The 15783-nt window shown below is 69.2% G+C and carries 12 protein-coding genes; 8 read left to right on the top strand and 4 right to left on the bottom strand.

All coding sequences use genetic code 11. The features are described 5' to 3' along the window. Positions 1-34: 34 nt before the first annotated feature. The 3 genes from AC1RJ9_RS01775 to AC1RJ9_RS01765 form a co-directional block, all read right to left on the bottom strand. On the bottom strand, positions 35-523 hold the full coding sequence (locus AC1RJ9_RS01775; RefSeq protein WP_492835254.1) for an RNA polymerase sigma factor: 489 nt from the start codon (positions 521-523) through the stop codon (positions 35-37). Positions 524-615: 92 nt separating this feature from the next. Then, positions 616-3399, bottom strand: a complete 2784-nt coding sequence (locus tag AC1RJ9_RS01770; protein WP_492835256.1) for a TonB-dependent receptor — start codon at positions 3397-3399, stop codon at positions 616-618. 130 nt (positions 3400-3529) lie between these two features. After that, positions 3530-5290 (bottom strand): Ca2+-dependent phosphoinositide-specific phospholipase C, encoded by a 1761-nt coding sequence (locus AC1RJ9_RS01765; protein ID WP_492835258.1) that lies wholly within the window; start codon positions 5288-5290, stop codon positions 3530-3532. Positions 5291-5611: 321 nt separating this feature from the next. Between AC1RJ9_RS01765 and AC1RJ9_RS01760 the strand changes: the two genes are divergently transcribed. From AC1RJ9_RS01760 to AC1RJ9_RS01730, 7 genes are all read left to right on the top strand, one after another. Further along, complete coding sequence (locus AC1RJ9_RS01760; RefSeq protein WP_492835260.1) at positions 5612-6280, top strand: hydrolase; 669 nt, start codon at positions 5612-5614, stop codon at positions 6278-6280. Between the two features lie 61 nt (positions 6281-6341). Continuing rightward, positions 6342-6611 (top strand): DUF1427 family protein, encoded by a 270-nt coding sequence (locus AC1RJ9_RS01755; protein WP_492835262.1) that lies wholly within the window; start codon positions 6342-6344, stop codon positions 6609-6611. Beyond that, a complete protein-coding gene (locus tag AC1RJ9_RS01750; RefSeq protein ID WP_492835264.1) occupies positions 6608-8563 on the top strand; it encodes an amidohydrolase in 1956 nt (651 codons plus the stop codon). Before AC1RJ9_RS01755 ends, AC1RJ9_RS01750 begins: the two co-directional genes overlap by 4 nt. Before the next feature lie 2 nt (positions 8564-8565). After that, on the top strand, positions 8566-8982 hold the full coding sequence (locus AC1RJ9_RS01745) for a DoxX family protein (RefSeq protein ID WP_492835266.1): 417 nt from the start codon (positions 8566-8568) through the stop codon (positions 8980-8982). Further along, positions 8979-9680, top strand: coding sequence for a YoaK family protein (locus AC1RJ9_RS01740; protein WP_492835268.1), 702 nt, complete (start codon positions 8979-8981; stop codon positions 9678-9680). Before AC1RJ9_RS01745 ends, AC1RJ9_RS01740 begins: the two co-directional genes overlap by 4 nt. Beyond that, positions 9677-11026: an alginate export family protein gene (locus tag AC1RJ9_RS01735; RefSeq protein WP_492835270.1), complete on the top strand. Its 1350-nt coding sequence runs from the start codon at positions 9677-9679 to the stop codon at positions 11024-11026. The genes AC1RJ9_RS01740 and AC1RJ9_RS01735 overlap by 4 nt, the downstream gene beginning before the upstream one ends. A 167-nt stretch (positions 11027-11193) precedes the next feature. Beyond that, complete coding sequence (locus AC1RJ9_RS01730) at positions 11194-11733, top strand: helix-turn-helix domain-containing protein (protein ID WP_492835272.1); 540 nt, start codon at positions 11194-11196, stop codon at positions 11731-11733. Here the strand turns inward: AC1RJ9_RS01730 and AC1RJ9_RS01725 are convergent. After that, positions 11730-12335: a response regulator gene (locus tag AC1RJ9_RS01725; protein ID WP_492835274.1), complete on the bottom strand. Its 606-nt coding sequence runs from the start codon at positions 12333-12335 to the stop codon at positions 11730-11732. The genes AC1RJ9_RS01730 and AC1RJ9_RS01725 overlap by 4 nt on opposite strands. A gap of 313 nt (positions 12336-12648) precedes the next feature. On the opposite strand from AC1RJ9_RS01725, the gene AC1RJ9_RS01720 reads away from it, so the two are divergent. Continuing rightward, positions 12649-15696: a sensor histidine kinase gene (locus AC1RJ9_RS01720; protein ID WP_492835275.1), complete on the top strand. Its 3048-nt coding sequence runs from the start codon at positions 12649-12651 to the stop codon at positions 15694-15696. Positions 15697-15783: the final 87 nt, after the last annotated feature.

Raw genomic sequence — 15783 nt, 5'->3', positions numbered from 1 at the left:
GCGCATCTTCACAACGATCCACAAGCGCGACACCTCAGGTCCCCCGCGCGGCTTTCAGCCGACGTAGCGCCTCGGCCAGGTGCTTTTCCACCATGCTGACCGACACGCCCAGGCGATCGGCGATCTGGCGATAGCTGAGATCCTCGAAGCGATGCAGCAGGAAGGCGTCGCGGCAGCGCGGCGGCAGTTCGCGGATGGCGGCGGCGACGCCGGCCAGATCCTGGCGGGCGATCGAGCGGCGGTCGGCGGCCGGATCCTCGCTGGGGGCGTTCTCCCAGGCCGCGGTCGTGTCGTCGGTATCGAGCCACAAGGTGCGGGCCCGCTCGCGGCCGGCCTGCTTCCAGTGGTCCTTCAGAAGGTTCTTGGCGATGGCGAACAGCAGCGGCCGGCTGTCGGCCTGGCCGATCGCGTGGCCGGCGCGATGAAAGCGGGCGAAGGTCTCCTGGACGATATCCTCGGCGTCTTCCAGCGACTGGCCGCGCCGCTGGAGAAACAGCACCAGTTCGGCGCGCAGCCCCGTCATGCCGCTTCCCCAATCACGCCCCTTGGGCGGACGCGCCGAAGCGCTCCCCCCGGCGAAGGGGGGAGCGCGCCCGGTGATGGCGTCCAGCGGGCTCAGAAGTTCATCCGCAGGCCGAGCGAGAAGCGCCGTCCCGACTTCTCGTACATGGTCGGGAACGACGGATCCATCGTGTAGCCCTTGGTGACCTCGTCGGTGACGTTGATCCCCTCCAGGCTCAGCTGGATGCGCTCGTTGACGTTGTAGCTGACCGAGATGTCGGTCTGGCCGTAGCCCGAGCGCCAGATCGGATACATCTCGTAGCCGATGCCTTCGACGTACTTGCCCTTGTAGTTATACGAGACGCGGGCCTGGAACTTGTCGTTCTCGTAGTAGAGCGTGAGGTTGTAGGCCTTGTCGGCCAGGCCCACCGGCGGGGTCGGAACGCCGATCAGCGACTGGCCGCTCAGCGAGCTGTCCAGGATCGTGTAGTTGGCGTTGATCCCGAAGCCCTTGGCCGGCTCCCACAGCAGGCCGAACGGCACGATGGCCACCAGTTCGACGCCGTCGACATTGTACGAACCCGCGGCGTTGATCGGCTGGTAGACGTCGAAGTCGTAGACGCCGTCGACCGTGCCGTTGGCGTTGTACTTGGTGACGCCCTTGACCGTGCCCGTCAGGGCCTGGCGGACGACGCCCTCGATCTTCTTCTTGAAGTACGAGACGGCCAGCAGGCCGCCTTCCGGCAGGTACTTCTCGACGCCGACTTCATACTGTTCGGCGAAGGTTGGCTTCAGGCCCGGGTTGCCGTCGGTGAAACGGAACGAGTTGAAGCTGGCGGTGCGCTTGTAGGCCAGGTCGGTCAGGGCCGGACGCATCAGGGTCTTCGACGCCGCGCCGCGCAGCACGATGCTGTCGGTGATGTCGGCGGTGAAGTTCACGCTGGGCAGCAGCTTGTTGTAGCTGCCGTCGCTGGACACGGGCGCGGGGGTATAGGTCGTGCCGCCGGTCGAGGTCTGGATCTGATGGTAGCCCGACGAGGTGATCGAGGTGTCGACGTAGCGAACGCCGCCGTTCACCGCCACCGGCACGGGGCCGACGTCGAAGCCCAGGTCGGCCATGGCGTAGACGCTCGTGACCTTCTCATCGACCTTGTAATAGTCGCCCGGCGTGAACGGCGTGGTGAAGCCGGCGTAGCGGAAGGTCTTGCGCGCGTAGTCGTTGGAGATCTGGCTCCAGGTGATGTCGCGGACCGTGTAGTCGCCGCCCGGCACCAGATCGCCGATCGGGGTCAGCGTGCTGTCGGCCATGGTGCGGGTGTTGAGGTAGGCGCTGCTGCCCGGACCCGGACCCTGGATGTTCAGCGAACCGTAGCGGCGTTCCTTCGACTTGTCGGTGTAGCGGGCGCCGATCTGGATGGTCTTCAGCGCCGGGAAGAAGCCGAGGGCGAACTCTTTCGTATAGTCCGCCTGGGCCGCGTACTTGTCGTCGGTGATCTTCTCGAGGCTCGTCTCATAGGCCTCGAACAGGTACTTGGACGGCGCGTTGTACATGTCGATCGAGGCCGGGTTGGCGCTCTTGACCGTCTCGCCGCCGGTGGCCGTCCAGCGGGTGCGCGACGGGGCGTAGGCCACGTGCTTCAGGTTCGAATAGTCGAGCGTCTTCTTGGCGCCCGAATAGCCGGCCAGGGCGTGCAGCTTCCAGGTCTCGCCGCGCCAGTTCAGGTCCGTGCCGAACTGGGCGTAGTCGGTCTTGTTGATCTGCTCCTTGCTGAGCATCTCGTGCTGGGTCGCGGTGTAGGAGACGTCGCGCAGCACGACCATGTTGTAGTCGGCCAGGGTGGTCTTGTCGTAGCTGTGGATGGTCTCCAGCGTGCTCTTGCTCGAGGCCGAATAGGCGGCCGCGTCGTACTGGTCCTCGGTCGCGTCGTAGCCGCCCAGCATCAGGTCGAAGGCGATGTCGAAATTGGCCGAGGGCTTGTACTGCAGCGAAGCGGTGCCGCCCCACTGGTCCTGGGTGTTCAGGTAGGCGCGGTCGCCGACCTTGTCCTGGAAGATGATGCGGCCGGTCTCGTCGCGATTGGTGTTGCTCTTGACGACGACGCCGGCGTCGCGGGCCAGGACGGCGGCGGCCTGCGAGGCGCGCGTGCCGCCGGCTTCCAGGAAGCGGAACATCGGGCGGAAGTTGATGCCCGAGTTGGAGTCGGTGCGGTTCGAGCGACGCGCGGCCGAGAACGACACCAGGCCGCCCCAGTTCCCCCACGTATCGCTCGCCAGGAAGGCGACCTTCGGGTCGGTCTTCTTGGAGATCGAGTTGTAGGCGCCTTCGGTCGAGGCGATCAGCTTGCGGCCGCTGTAGTCGAACGGGCGGGCCGTCGAGATGTAGATCGAACCGGCGATGCCGCCTTCCTCGTCCGAGGCGCGCGGCGACTTCTGCACGGTCACCTGCTGGATGACTTCCGAGGCGAAGATGTCGAACTCGACGTCACGGCCGCCGCTGCCCGAGGCCGTGGCCAGGTTGTTGATGGTGACGAAGGTGAACTCGCTGGGCAGACCGCGGACGCTGACCCGGCCGCCGAGGCCCTTGTTGCGCTCGATGGTCACGCCGGGCATGCGCTGCAGCGCCTCGGCCAGGTTCTGCTCGGGGAAGTTGGCGACATCGGTGGCCACGATCGAGTCCGAGAAGCCGATCGTCTCGCGCTTCATGTCCACGGCCTTCTCGAGGCTGCGGCGATAGCTGCCGGTGACGACGATCTCTTCGACCTGTGCGTTCTCGGCGGTCGCGGCGGCCACGGCCTGGGCTTGGGCGCCCGTCGCCGAGAACAGGCCGATGGCGGCGCAGCTGGTCATCAGCCAGGCCAGGTGGCGCGCACGGCCGCCGTTCGTGTTCAGTCCGATCATCCGCTCAATCCCCGAGGTGTTGTTGCGACGGCGGCAGGACCGAACACACTGGTTCGGCCCACGCCCCCGACGGCTTCAACGACGGCCCCGGACGCCCCCTCAGCGGCGAGATGTTGATTTCATCAAAACTTCACGGCCGGGCGGGTGAGGCGCTCTTCGCCCCGCCTTGGGAGAGGATCGCGTCCAGCTCGGCGCGGGCCGCTTCCATGTCGCGGCGGAAGTACGGCGAGACGTGTTCCGCGCCGTAGATCGTCGCCCCCGACTGCATGCCGGCCTCGGCGGCGCTGACGCTGTGCGAGCCACAGATCCAGCGGCTTTCGGCGTAGTCGCGGCCCCGGGCGTACAGCGCGTCGGCCCGGCTGGGGGCCAGCTCGGCCAGGATCATCGCCACGTGCATGCCGAACGCGGAGTGACCCGACGGATAGTCCGGATTGCCGGCCAGGTGGGCGCTCTTGGCCTCGCAGATCGGGGCGTCGGTCTTGCCGATGTAGGGACGCTTGGTCCCCCAGTGGGTCTTGGCGACGCCGACCACCGAGCGGTCTTCGCCGGCGCGTTCCAGCAGAGCGGCGAGGATCGGGGCCTGGGTCGGGTCGATCGTGACGCCCAAAGCCTCGGAGAAGTGCTTCCAGGTCGTGCCGTCGACATCGTCGGTGGCCCGCTTCCAGCGCGCGGAGCCCTTCAGGCTTCGGCTCTGGTCGAAGATCGCCGCGTCGGCGATGGCGCGGGGCGAGCCGGCGGCCGGCGGGGCGGCCAGGATCTTGGTCAGGTCCGGGCGCTGGGCGGGGTCCAGATAGCCCTGGACCGGCGCGCCGGCCACGCTCTCGAACGGCGCGGCGCAGCCCTTGGCCATGCGAACGGGGTTGCAGGTCGCCACCTCGCCGCCGGTCAGGCGCACGGTGTAGCCGCCGGCGAAGCGCGGATCGGCCCACAGGTAGTCGGTCGAGACATATTGCGCGCCGCTGGAGAACGCGGCGCTGCGCATCGCGACGTCGTTCTTGCGGGCCTGGACGGTGTCGGCGTCGGCGCGGGTGCGGACGATGAAGCCGGCCTTCACGGCGGCGGCGATGCGGGCCCGGTCGCCGACCGGATCGTTGAGGGTCAGGTAGGCGGCGGCCGGCGAGGCTTCGTCGGTGTTGACGAACATCGCCCGGCCTTCCAGCGACTTGCGGGCTCCGCGATAGGCCGCGACCTTCTCCGGGCCCTCGTCGAGGGCGAAGAACACCTTGCCGCGCGCCGCGCTCAGCGCCGGCCAGCCGTCGGCCAGCACCGCCTCGCGCAGGGTGGCGCGCTTGCCCTGGACCTGGTCTGGGGTGATCAGCTCGGCGTCGGTGAACACCGACCTGATCTCGGCGTCGAGGGCGTCGAAGGCCTTTTCGTCGAACGGCAGGGCCGCGACGCCGCCGGGGAAGCTGGACGGGCCGTCCTTGGCGTTCAGCAGGATCAGGATCGGCGCGTGGTCCGGGTGGGCCTTCGACCAGGCGCGGACCTCCGTCAGGCACACGACGAAGGTCGGACAGGTCGTGCGGAAATCGACGTCCTGCATGTGCAGGACCTTGTAGCCCGGCTTGGCCATGGCCGCCGCCCAGGCCGGAGCCGGGACGACGCCCTTGCCGAAGGCGGTGGCCGGCTTGGCGAAGCGACCGCCGTCGGGATCGCGCGCCACGTCCAGCTCCAGCTGCCGGGCGCCGGCGTCCAGCTCCTCCGCCAGCGGACGATGGCTGTAGTCCAGGCCCAGAGCCCCCTGCCCGGCCGCCGCCAGCATGGCCGTCATCTCGTCGGCCGGAATCGCGGCCTTGTAGGAATTGTGCGTGCCGACGGCGAGGATGTCGTTCATCCGCGCCGCCTGGGCGCTGGGTTCGGCGGCCATCAGGGCCAGCAGCAGGCTCAGCATCGTCATCTCCCGGTACAGGTCGAAGCGGAGCCGTAATGCGGTTTTGTGACAGTCGTGCGCGAGCGTCCAGGTCCAGGCCCGATCTTCAGTCGCCGAGTTTCAGGCGGGTTCGTTCAAAAGGCGACACGACCCGCCGAGCCGTCGAACGCGTCGCTCCGTAGCCTGAGCACGCCTAATTCGTCGCGGCGGACGATAGCGTTTTTGGAAACAGTGACTTTCCACCATTTCCATTTATGCGGCGATGCGTCGCGGCCAGAGTGAGCTTGTCAGAACAACGGGGCGGCCGGGAACGGTCCTCCACCCAACGCAAAAGGACATCCCATGACCCTCGTCGCCACGCCCACCGCCGGCCCGCAACTGCTGACCCCGACCGACCACACCCTGATCATGATCGACTACCAGTCGCAGATGGCGTTCGCGACCCACTCGATCTCGGCCACCGAGCTGCGCACCAACGCCGCCCTGGTCGCCCGCGCCGCCGCCGGCTTCGGCGCCTCGACCATCCTGACCACGGTGGCCGAGAAGAGCTTCTCGGGTCCGATGTTCGACGAGATCAAGGACGCCTTCCCGGGCGTCGCCGCCCTCGACCGCACGTCGATGAACACCTGGGAAGACGCCAATGTCATCGCCAAGGTCAATGAGATCGGCAAGCCGCGCATCGTGCTGGCCGGCCTGTGGACCAGCGTCTGCATCGTCGGCCCGGCTCTGTCGGCCATCGCCCAGGGCTTCGAGGTCTATGTCATCGCCGACGCCTGCGGCGACGTCTCGGCCGAGGCTCACGACCGCGCGATGGACCGCATGGTCCAGGCCGGCGCCCGCCCGATGACCTCGCTGCAATACCTGCTGGAGCTGCAACGCGACTGGGCCCGCTCGGAAACCTACGACCTGACCACCGGCATCGCGCGCACCTACGGCGGCGCGTATGGCCTGGGCATCATCTACGCCAGGACCATGTTCGGCGCGTCGGAAGGCCACGCCACCGCCGCCTGACGCCTCTCCTCGGGGCGGGATCCCAAGGTCCCGCCCCACTTCAGTTCACGGAGCGTCGGCGATGAAGCCCTACCTGCTGTCCCTCGGCGCCGGCTTGCTCGTCGGCGTGATCTATTCGCTGCTCGGGGTGCGCTCGCCGGCCCCGCCGGCCATCGCCCTGCTGGGCCTGATGGGCATGCTGCTGGGCGAACAGGCGGTCCCGATCGCCAAACGCCTGATGACCAAGGTCCCCGTCGTGGCCTACCTGAAGACCCCCGAATGCGCCGGCCAGGTGCTGGGTCCTCAGGCCATCGCCAGTGATGGCCCCGATCCGCGAAAGGATCAGGCATGACCCTCGCCTCCCGCCCCCTCGATCGTCGTCAAGCCGTCGCCCTGGGCGCGGCGTCCTTCCTGTCCAGTTCCGCTTTCGCCCAGCCTCGGAGGCCCGGCCCCATGACCGATCTGCTGCTCATCAACGGCAAGTTCACGACCCTGGATCGGAGCAATCCGCGCGCCGACGCCGCCCTGGTCCGCGACGGCAAGTTCGCCGGCGTCGGCGAGGAGGGCGAGGTCCGCGCCGTCGCCGGTCCGAACCCGACGATCATCGACTTGAAAGGCCGTCGGGTGATCCCGGGCCTGATCGACAGCCACATGCACATCATCCGCGGCGGGCTGAACTACAACATGGAGCTGCGCTGGGACGGCGTGCCGACCCTGGCCGACGCCATGGCCATGCTGAAGAAGCAGGCCGCCAACACCCCGCCGCCGCAATGGGTGCGGGTGGTCGGCGGCTTCACCGAGCATCAGTTCGTCGAGAAGCGCCTGCCGACCCTGGACGAGATCAACGCCGCCGCGCCCGAGACGCCGGTGTTCATCCTGCACCTCTACGACCGCGCCCTGCTGAACCGCGCCGCCCTGCGCGCCGTCGGCTACACCAAGGACACGCCCAATCCGCCCGGCGGTGAGATCCAGCGCGACGCCTCGGGCGAGCCGACCGGCCTGCTGCTGGCCCAGCCCAACGCCACGATCCTCTACGCCACCCTGGCGAAAGGCCCGAAGCTGCCGCCCGAGTATCAGCTGAACTCGACCCGCCACTTCATGCGCGAGATGAATCGTCTGGGCGTGACCGGCGTGATCGACGCCGGCGGTGGCTTCCAGAACTATCCGGACGACTACGAGATCGTCGAGAAGCTGCACGCCGACGACCAGCTGACGCTGCGTATCAGCTACAACCTGTTCACCCAGAAGCCGAAGGCCGAGCTGTCGGACTTCCAGTCGTGGTCCAAGCAGGTCAAGCCGGGCCAGGGCGACGACAAGTACCGTCACAACGGCGCGGGCGAGATGCTGGTCTACAGCGCCGCCGACTTCGAGGACTTCCGCGTCGAGCGGCCGGAAATGCCACCAAGCATGGAAACCGACCTGGAGCCGGTGATCCGCCACCTGGTCGCGAACCGCTGGCCCTGGCGCCTGCACGCCACCTATGACGAGACCATCACGCGGGCGCTGGACGTCTACGAGAAGGTCAATCGGGATATGCCTTTTGGCGGCCTGCACTGGTTCTTCGACCACGCCGAGACGATCAGCGATCGCAACATCGACCGCATCGCGGCCCTGGGCGGCGGCATCGCCGTGCAGCATCGCATGGCGTTCCAGGGCGAGTACTTCATGGAGCGCTACGGGGCCAAGGCCGCCGAGGCGACCCCGCCGATCGGCAAGATGCTGAAGGCCGGCATCCCGGTCGGGGCCGGCACCGACGCCACTCGCGTCGCCAGCTACAATCCCTGGGTCTCGCTGAACTGGCTGGTGACCGGCAAGACGGTGGGCGGCACGCGGCTCTACCCGCCGGCCAACCGCGTCGACCGCGAGGAGGCCCTGCGCCTGTGGACCACCGCCAACACCTGGTTCTCGAACGAGGAAGGCAAGAAGGGCCAGATCGCCGTCGGTCAACTGGCGGACCTGGCCGTGCTGGCCGACGACTACATGACGGTCCCGGAAGATGAGATCCCGCACCTGTCCTCGGTGCTGACCCTGCTGGGCGGCAAGGTCGTCCATGGCGAAGGTGACTTCACCAAGCTAGCGCCAGTGCTGCCGCCGCCGATGCCGGACTGGTCGCCGGTGCGGACCTTTGGCGGCTATCAGGAGCGCTCGCGCGGCCACGCCCGCGCCCTGGCCAGCGCCTGCGGCTGCGCCAGCGGCTGCAACGTCCACGGCCACGACCACGCTTCGGCCTATACCCGCGAGGCGCCGACCAGCGATGCGCGCTCCTTCTGGGGCGCCATGGGCTGCGGCTGCTGGGCGGTGTGATCATGGACACGCCCGCTCCCATCTCCGCGCTCCTGCGCTCGACGGCGTTCGGAACCCTGGCCCGCGCGGTGCTGACCCTGCCCTACTGGTGGAGCGGGATCGCCAAGCTGACCGACCTGCACGGGGCCCTGGCCGAGGCCGCCCACTTCGGCCTCAAGCCGGCGTGGCTGGTCGTGGCCGCCACGGTGCTCGTCCAGCTGGGCGGATCAATCGCCCTGATCCTGGGCCGCGCGGGCTGGCTGGCGGCCGGCGCCCTGGGCGTCTTCACCGCCTTCGCCACCCTGATCGCCCATCCCTATTGGACGGTCGCCGACCCGGTGGAGCGCTTCCACGCGCTGAACACCTTCCTGGAGCACATCGGCCTGATCGGCGGCTTCATGCTGGCGGCGATCCTGGTCGAACGGGAGAAGTGGGCATGAGCGCGCCATCCCCCCGCCTGGCCGCGGCTACCGGCGTCGGCATGGCCCTGGTCGGCGGCTATGTCGACGTGGTCGGCTTCGTCCTGCTGTTCGGCCTGTTCGTGAACCACGCCACCGGCAACCTCGTCATGCTGGGCGTCTCCCTGGCCGGAGGCGGCCAGGGCATCGCCACCAAGTTGCTGTCCCTGCCGGTGTTCATCGCCGCGGCGGCCGCGACCTATGTGATGATCTGTCGGCGCCGGGCGCTCGGCCAGGCCAACGAGGCGGCGGTGCTGCTGCTGCAGGCGGCGATGCTGCTGGTCTTCATGCTGCTGACCGTCGCGGCCCTGCCGGCCGACAACGCCGACCAGCCGGCGGTGATGCTGGCCGGCCTCGTGGGCGTCTGCGCCATGGCCGTCCAGAACGTCGGCGCCCGGGTGGTGTTCAGTCACCTGGCCCCGACCACGATCATGACCGGCAACATCACCCAGATCGCCATCGACCTGGTCGACCTTCTGACCTCGAAGACCGGCCTGGACGAGGCCTTGCGGGCGCGGATCGTCAAGACCTGGCCGCCGGTCATGGCGTTCGCGGTCGGTGCGATCGGCGGGGCGCTCGGCGTAGTCGTGGCGGGTCCCTGGAGCCTGCTGCCGGCCGCCGTCGTGGTCGCGATCCTCGGCGGCTTCTACGCTCGCGCTCCACGCCCGGTGGAAGCATGAGGGCGGCGGTTCTCGCGGCGGCCCTGCTCACGGCCGGCGCCGCCCAAGCCGCCGAGCCGCCGGCGTTCAAGCTGGTCCGGTCCGACGAGGACTACGGCTACCTGAAGTCCGCGCCGAACCTGACCAGTCTCGACGCGCTGCGCTACATCCCGCTGGGCCAGGACGCCTATCTCTCGCTCGGCGGCGAGGCGCGCGTCCGGCTCGACGCGATCGACGCCCCGCGCTTCGGGGTCGGCGGCGCCCAGGCCGACACCTTCGCGCTCTTCCGGGGCCTGGTCAGCGCCGACCTGCACCTGAACTCCGCCGTTCGGGTGTATGGCGAGCTTGGCCTGCATCGCGACCTCGGCAAGGGCGAGGCGCCGGCGATCACCGACCGCGACGGCCTGGACGCCCAGGTGCTGTTCGTCGACGTCGCGCCCGCCGAACACTGGCGTCTGCGCCTGGGCCGCCAGGAGCTGAGCTTCAACCCGACCCAGCGCTTCGTCTCGGTGCGCGAGGGGCCCAACATCCGCCAGAGCTTCGACGGCGCGCGGCTGACCTATACCGGCAAGCGCCTGAAGGTCGACGCCTTCTACACCCACCCGATCGCGCTCGAACCCGGCGGGTTCAACGACAGCCACAACTCCGGCCAAGCCTTCTGGGGCGTCTACGCCACCGCGCCCGTCGGCAAGGGCGTCAGCCTGGACGTCTACAGCCTGAACCTAGACCGCGATCGGGTCCGCTTCGGCGCGGTCACCGGCGACGAGCGTCGCCGCGGCGTCGGCGCGCGTCTGGCCGGCAAGGCTGGGGCGATCGACTACGAGGTCGAGGGCATGGTCCAGCGCGGCCGCTTCGCGGGCCAGGATATCCGCGCCTGGGGCGGCTCGGCCGGGGCGGGCTACACCTTCGCCGCGCCGTGGAAGCCGCGCCTGTCGGCACGTCGCGACATCGGTTCGGGCGACGACGATCCCGCCGACGGCCAGCTGAAGACCTTCAACCCGCTGTTCCCCAAGGGGGCTTATTTCAGCGAGGCGGGTCTGGTCAGCTGGAGCAACCTCTCGGCCTGGCGGATCGCCCTGGGCGTCGCGCCGACCAAGACCGTCACGGCCGAGATCAGCCATACGGATCGCCGTCGCCAGGCCGGCCGCGACGCCCTCTACCTTCAGCCGTTCGCGGTGCTGGCGGGGGGCGGCGCTTCCACCGCCAAGGCGGTCAGCGAGGACTGGCAGGCCGATCTCGGCTGGCAGGTCAGCCGCAACGTCAAGGTCTCGCTGGAGGCCGTCCACGCCGAGGCCGGCGCGGCGGTGAAGGCCGCCGGCGGACACGACGTCGACTTCGGCATGGCCATCGTCCAGTTCCGCTTCTGAGACCTATTTCCGAGACCCATTTCCAAGACAGGCGCGCGACGGGCCGATACCCCATTTGGGGTAGTGAAATGTCACCCGTTGGCGGCTGACGCGAAACGCGGTCATCGACCATGGTCTCTTACGGACGAGACGCAGGCGCGCGTCGCGGCCGAACCCTGGGGGACGCGATGCTCAACGCGGTCGGAACCATCGAGACAGAACCGTTCGCCGTCGGCGACACGGGCATGATCTCCGAACTTCTGGACAAGGCCCTGCGCCTGTTCGAGGGCGACCGCATCGCGTCGCGCCGGCTGGTGGAGCAGGCCTTCACCCTGGCCGACCGTTCGACCCGCCCCGCCCCGCTGGCCCAAGGCGCCCTGGCCGCCTGGCAGGCCCGGCGCATCGAGAGCTTCGTCGAGCAGAACCTGTCGCGCCCGATCCGCATCGACGCGGTCGCGGCCCTGGTGTCGCTGAGCCCGAACTACTTCTCGCGGGCTTTCAAGGCGACGTTCGGCGTGACCTTCTCGCACTACGTGATCCAGCAGCGCATCACCCTGGCCAAGCAGATGCTGCTGACCTCGGACGCCTCGATCGCCGAGATCGCCCTGGATTGCGGCCTGGCCGACCAGTCACACCTGACGCGCCTGTTCAAGCGCGCGGTCGGCTCACCGCCCAACGCCTGGCGCCGGGCCGCTCGCTGCGACGCCTGGACGCCCAGGGTTGCTTAGATGTCGATCAGCCCGCGCCGCACCGCGACGGTGACGGCGTGGGTGCGGTCGCTGACGCCCAGCTTGCCGAAGATGCTCTTCACATGGACCTTCACCGTCTGATCCGAAATCGACAGCCGCCGGGCCACACCCTTGTTCGGCTCGCCGCGTGAGATCAGGCGCAGCACCGCCAGTTCGCGGTCGCTGAGCCTGTCGTCGTTCATGTGCGACAGGATCTGCTCGGCGACCGTCGGCGAGACGTAGCGGCGACCCGCGCCGACCGTGCGGATCGCGTCGACCAGTTCACGGTGCAGCGAGCTCTTCAGCAAAAAGCCCAGGGCCCCCAGGCGCAGGGCGCGCTCGGCATAGGCGTCGCCGCCATAGGTGGTCAGCACCGCTATCCGGGAGTCGGGCGCTTCCTTCAGGATCAACGGGATGGCGTCCAGACCGCCCAGGCGCGGCATCTGCAGGTCGATCAGGATGACGTCGGGCCGGAGGGTCCGCGACATCTCGATAGCCTCGGCGCCGTCCGACGCCTCGCCGACCGGCTCGAAGTCGGATTCGGCCAGCAGCGCGTTGGCGATTCCCTCCCGCATCAGGGGATGGTCATCGACGACGAGCACGCGTGTCTTCCGGCCCTCGGGCGTCATGGCGTTCATCGGATCCAACAGGCGCGGGATTCGGCCTGAGCAGTACGCGAACAGGTCAGACACTCTAAGCGGAACATGGCCTTGACCGGAATGGGTTGGGCGGTGTTTTCGGACGCCACGGTCAGTCTGACCTCGGGGCTGACCGCGCTTCCAGGCAAGGGTAGCTGGTGGCGTCCGCGCTCGACGCTCTTTGGCGACGGCGCTAACAATGCGCCGCGCGCCATGCCCGGCGAGGGCTCACGTTCTGGACTGAAAGCGATCGGCGATGCCCTGGGGACGGGTTTTCTTGCGCGCTCTGCCCCTGGCCCTCGCCTTGATTTTCGGATCCTTGGCCCCCGCCCTCCCAGCCTGGGCCGACGAGCCCCAACAGCAGCTCCCGCGGCTTCTGCACACGGCCTGGCGACAGGAGACCGGCGCGCCGCCGAACATCTGGGTGATCGGCCAGGCGCCGCAGGGCGACCTGTGGCTGGGGACCGGCGCGGGCCTCTACCGCTTCGACGGCGTGCGTTTCAGCCAGTTCCGGTCGGACGGCCTCCGCACCCTGCCCAGCGAGATCGTCATGGCGATGCTGGTCACCCGCGCGGGCGAGGTCTGGGTCGGCTACCACGCCGGCGGCGTCTCGGTCATCCGCAACGGCAGGATCACCAACTACGCCAAGGGTCCGCCGGCCGGGACGGTGAAACAGTTCGTCGAAGGCCGCGATGGCGCGATCTGGATCGCCACGTTCGGCGGCGTGACCGTGTTCCGCGAGGGCCGCTGGACGCCGATCCCCTGGGCCCGGGCCTATGGGCGCGCCTTCAACATGCTGGTCGCCCGCGACGGCGGCGTCTGGGTCGCGACGCAATACGCCCTGCTGCGCATCGATCCCGTCTCGCTGGCGGTCCGCAAGACCCACGAGCCGGTCGAGGGATCCTGGGCCCTGGCCGAGGCGCCCGACGGCCGTCTGTGGTTCGCCGACCAGGCCCTGGGACTGCGGGCGCTGGATCCTGCGCGCCTGTTCGATCCGGTCGCGCCGACGCGAACGCCCCACGCCAAACCGGACCTGCTGATCTCCCGACGAGTGATGTTCGACAGCACGGGCGCGCTGTGGGGCGCGTTCGAGGACGGCAAGGGCATTTATCGTATCCTCCATCCGGGACGCGTTCCGACCGGGCGCATTCTCTCGAAGGCCGATGTCGATCAGACCTACGGCGCCGCCCAGGGCCTGACCGCCGACCTGGCCGCCGCCCTGTTCCAGGACCGCGAGCGCAACGTCTGGGTCGGGAGCCTGCTGGGCCTGGACCGTTTCAGCGCCGCCGACATCGTCGCCGAGCGCTCGATCCCTTCCAGCACGCGAGAGGGCTACCGCGCCGTGGTGACGCCGCGCGGCCGGCTCTACCTGACCGACGCGGACACGCTGTACCGGGTCGACGACGCCGGCCGGGCCCAGGCGCTGCATCGCGGCCTTGGTCATCCCAACGAGCTCTGCGCGGGCAAGGGCGGCAGGGTCTGGATGGCCGCCGACAAGGGTTTCTCGCGGGTCGACGGCCCGCGCCTCGTCCCGGTCCCCTTGCCCGCCGCGGCCCAGCATCGCGTCGTCCTGGCCTGTGCGCAGGACGCTCTGGGCGGCCTCTGGGTCTCGATCAGCGGCGCGGGCCTCTTCCGCCAGGATGGCCAGGACTGGCGGCCCGTCACCGCCCACCTGCCCAAGGGCTTCCATCCGCGGATCCTGCAGGCCAGCCCCGATGGAACGATCTGGGCGGCCGATCCCGGCTTCGACCTCTATGCGATCGGCGGCGGCGTGCGACGGTTCACGGAGGTGGACGGCCTGGCGATCGGTGAACTGAAGACGCTCACCATCGACCGCCAGGGCATCGTCCTGGCCGGCGGCGAGCGCGGGATCGCGCGGCTGACGGGCGGTCGCTTCCAGTCCCTGACCGTCGACCGCCACCCGGCGCTCAGCCTTGTCTCGGGTCTGGCGCCGGACGGCCTGGGCGGTGTCTGGCTGGGAACAATCCGCGGCGTCTCCCGGATCTCCGCCAAGTCGCTCGAGAAGGCCTTCGCCGACCCCGCCGCGCCGGTGGAGCTGAAGCGCTTCGACTATCGCGACGGTCTGCCCGGCGCGCCGCAGCAACACTGCTGTCACCGCACGGTGGCGGCGGACGGCGCCCACCGCGTCTGGCTGCTGACCAACCGCGCGGTGGCCTGGCTGGATCCGGCCGACCTGTCGCACAACCCCGTGCCGCCGACGGTGACCATCACCGGCGTCACGGCCAACACCATGCCGCTGCCGGCCCGGCAGAACATGCGGCTGATGAGCGACATCCGCGACCTGCGCATCGACTTCGCCGCCCCCAGCCTGGTGGCGCCCGACCGGGTGCGGGTGCGCTATCGCCTGTGGGGCGTCGACGGCGACTGGGTCGATCCGGGCGCGCGACATCAGGCCTTCTACACGCGCCTGCCACCCGGCCAGTATCGGTTCTCGGTCATCGCGGCCAATAACGACGGGGTCTGGAACCGCAATGGCGCGACGCTGGCGTTCGTCATTCCGCCGACCTTCGTCCAGTCCCGGACCTTCCTGGCCCTGCTGATCCTGGGTCTGGCCCTGTCGGGCGGCGGGGCCTTCTACCTGCGCCACCGCCTGACCGCCCGCCGCATCACCCAACAGTACGAGGACCGGATGGCCGAACGCGAGCGCATCGCCCGCGAGCTGCACGACACCCTGCTGCAGAACGTCCAGGCCCTGGTCCTAAAGTTCCATAACCTGACCAACACCCTGCCCGACGACGCCTCGCGCGGCCAGGTCGCCGAAGCCATCGACCGCGCCGAGCAGGTGGTGGTCGAGAGCCGCGAGCGGATCATGGATCTGCGCACCGCACGCTCCAGCGAGGACCTGGCCCAACGCCTCAGCGTCGCCGCCGACTTCACTGGCGCGATGGCCAAGCCCGAGCTGCGTGTGACCACGCTGGGCGAGACCCGCCAGTTGACGCCCTCCGTGCTGGACGAGATCACCCAGATCGGCTCCGAGGCCATCCGCAACGCGATGCGCCACTCCGGCGGCGGCCTGGTCACCGTCGAGCTCGCCTTCGAGCCCTCCGCCTTCCGTCTGGTGGTGCGGGACGACGGCGTCGGCATCCCGGCCGGCCGGCTGGCCCGCGCCGAGCAGGCCGGCCACTACGGCGTCGTCGGCATGCGCGAGCGCGCCCAACGCCTGGGCGGCGTGCTGAAGGTCGAGAACGACGGTGGCGCGCGGATCGAACTCACCGTCCCGTCGCGACAGGCCTATGGCGAGCGCAAGTGGCTGACCGAGTTTCTGGCCAGGCTCCGCGCCCTAGCCGTTTGGAGGAAGCGGTAATCCGCGGCCGCGTTCGCGGACGAGCTGGGGATGGGTCCGCGCCTAGGCTGGCGTCGTCGAGACGTCTCGGCCAGGCCAGCTGAATTT

It is taken from the genome of Caulobacter sp. GW822-FHT07D08 (genome assembly GCF_058798735.1).
Note: the sequence above shows the minus strand (reverse complement) of the source record. Positions and strands in the feature narration are given on the sequence as shown.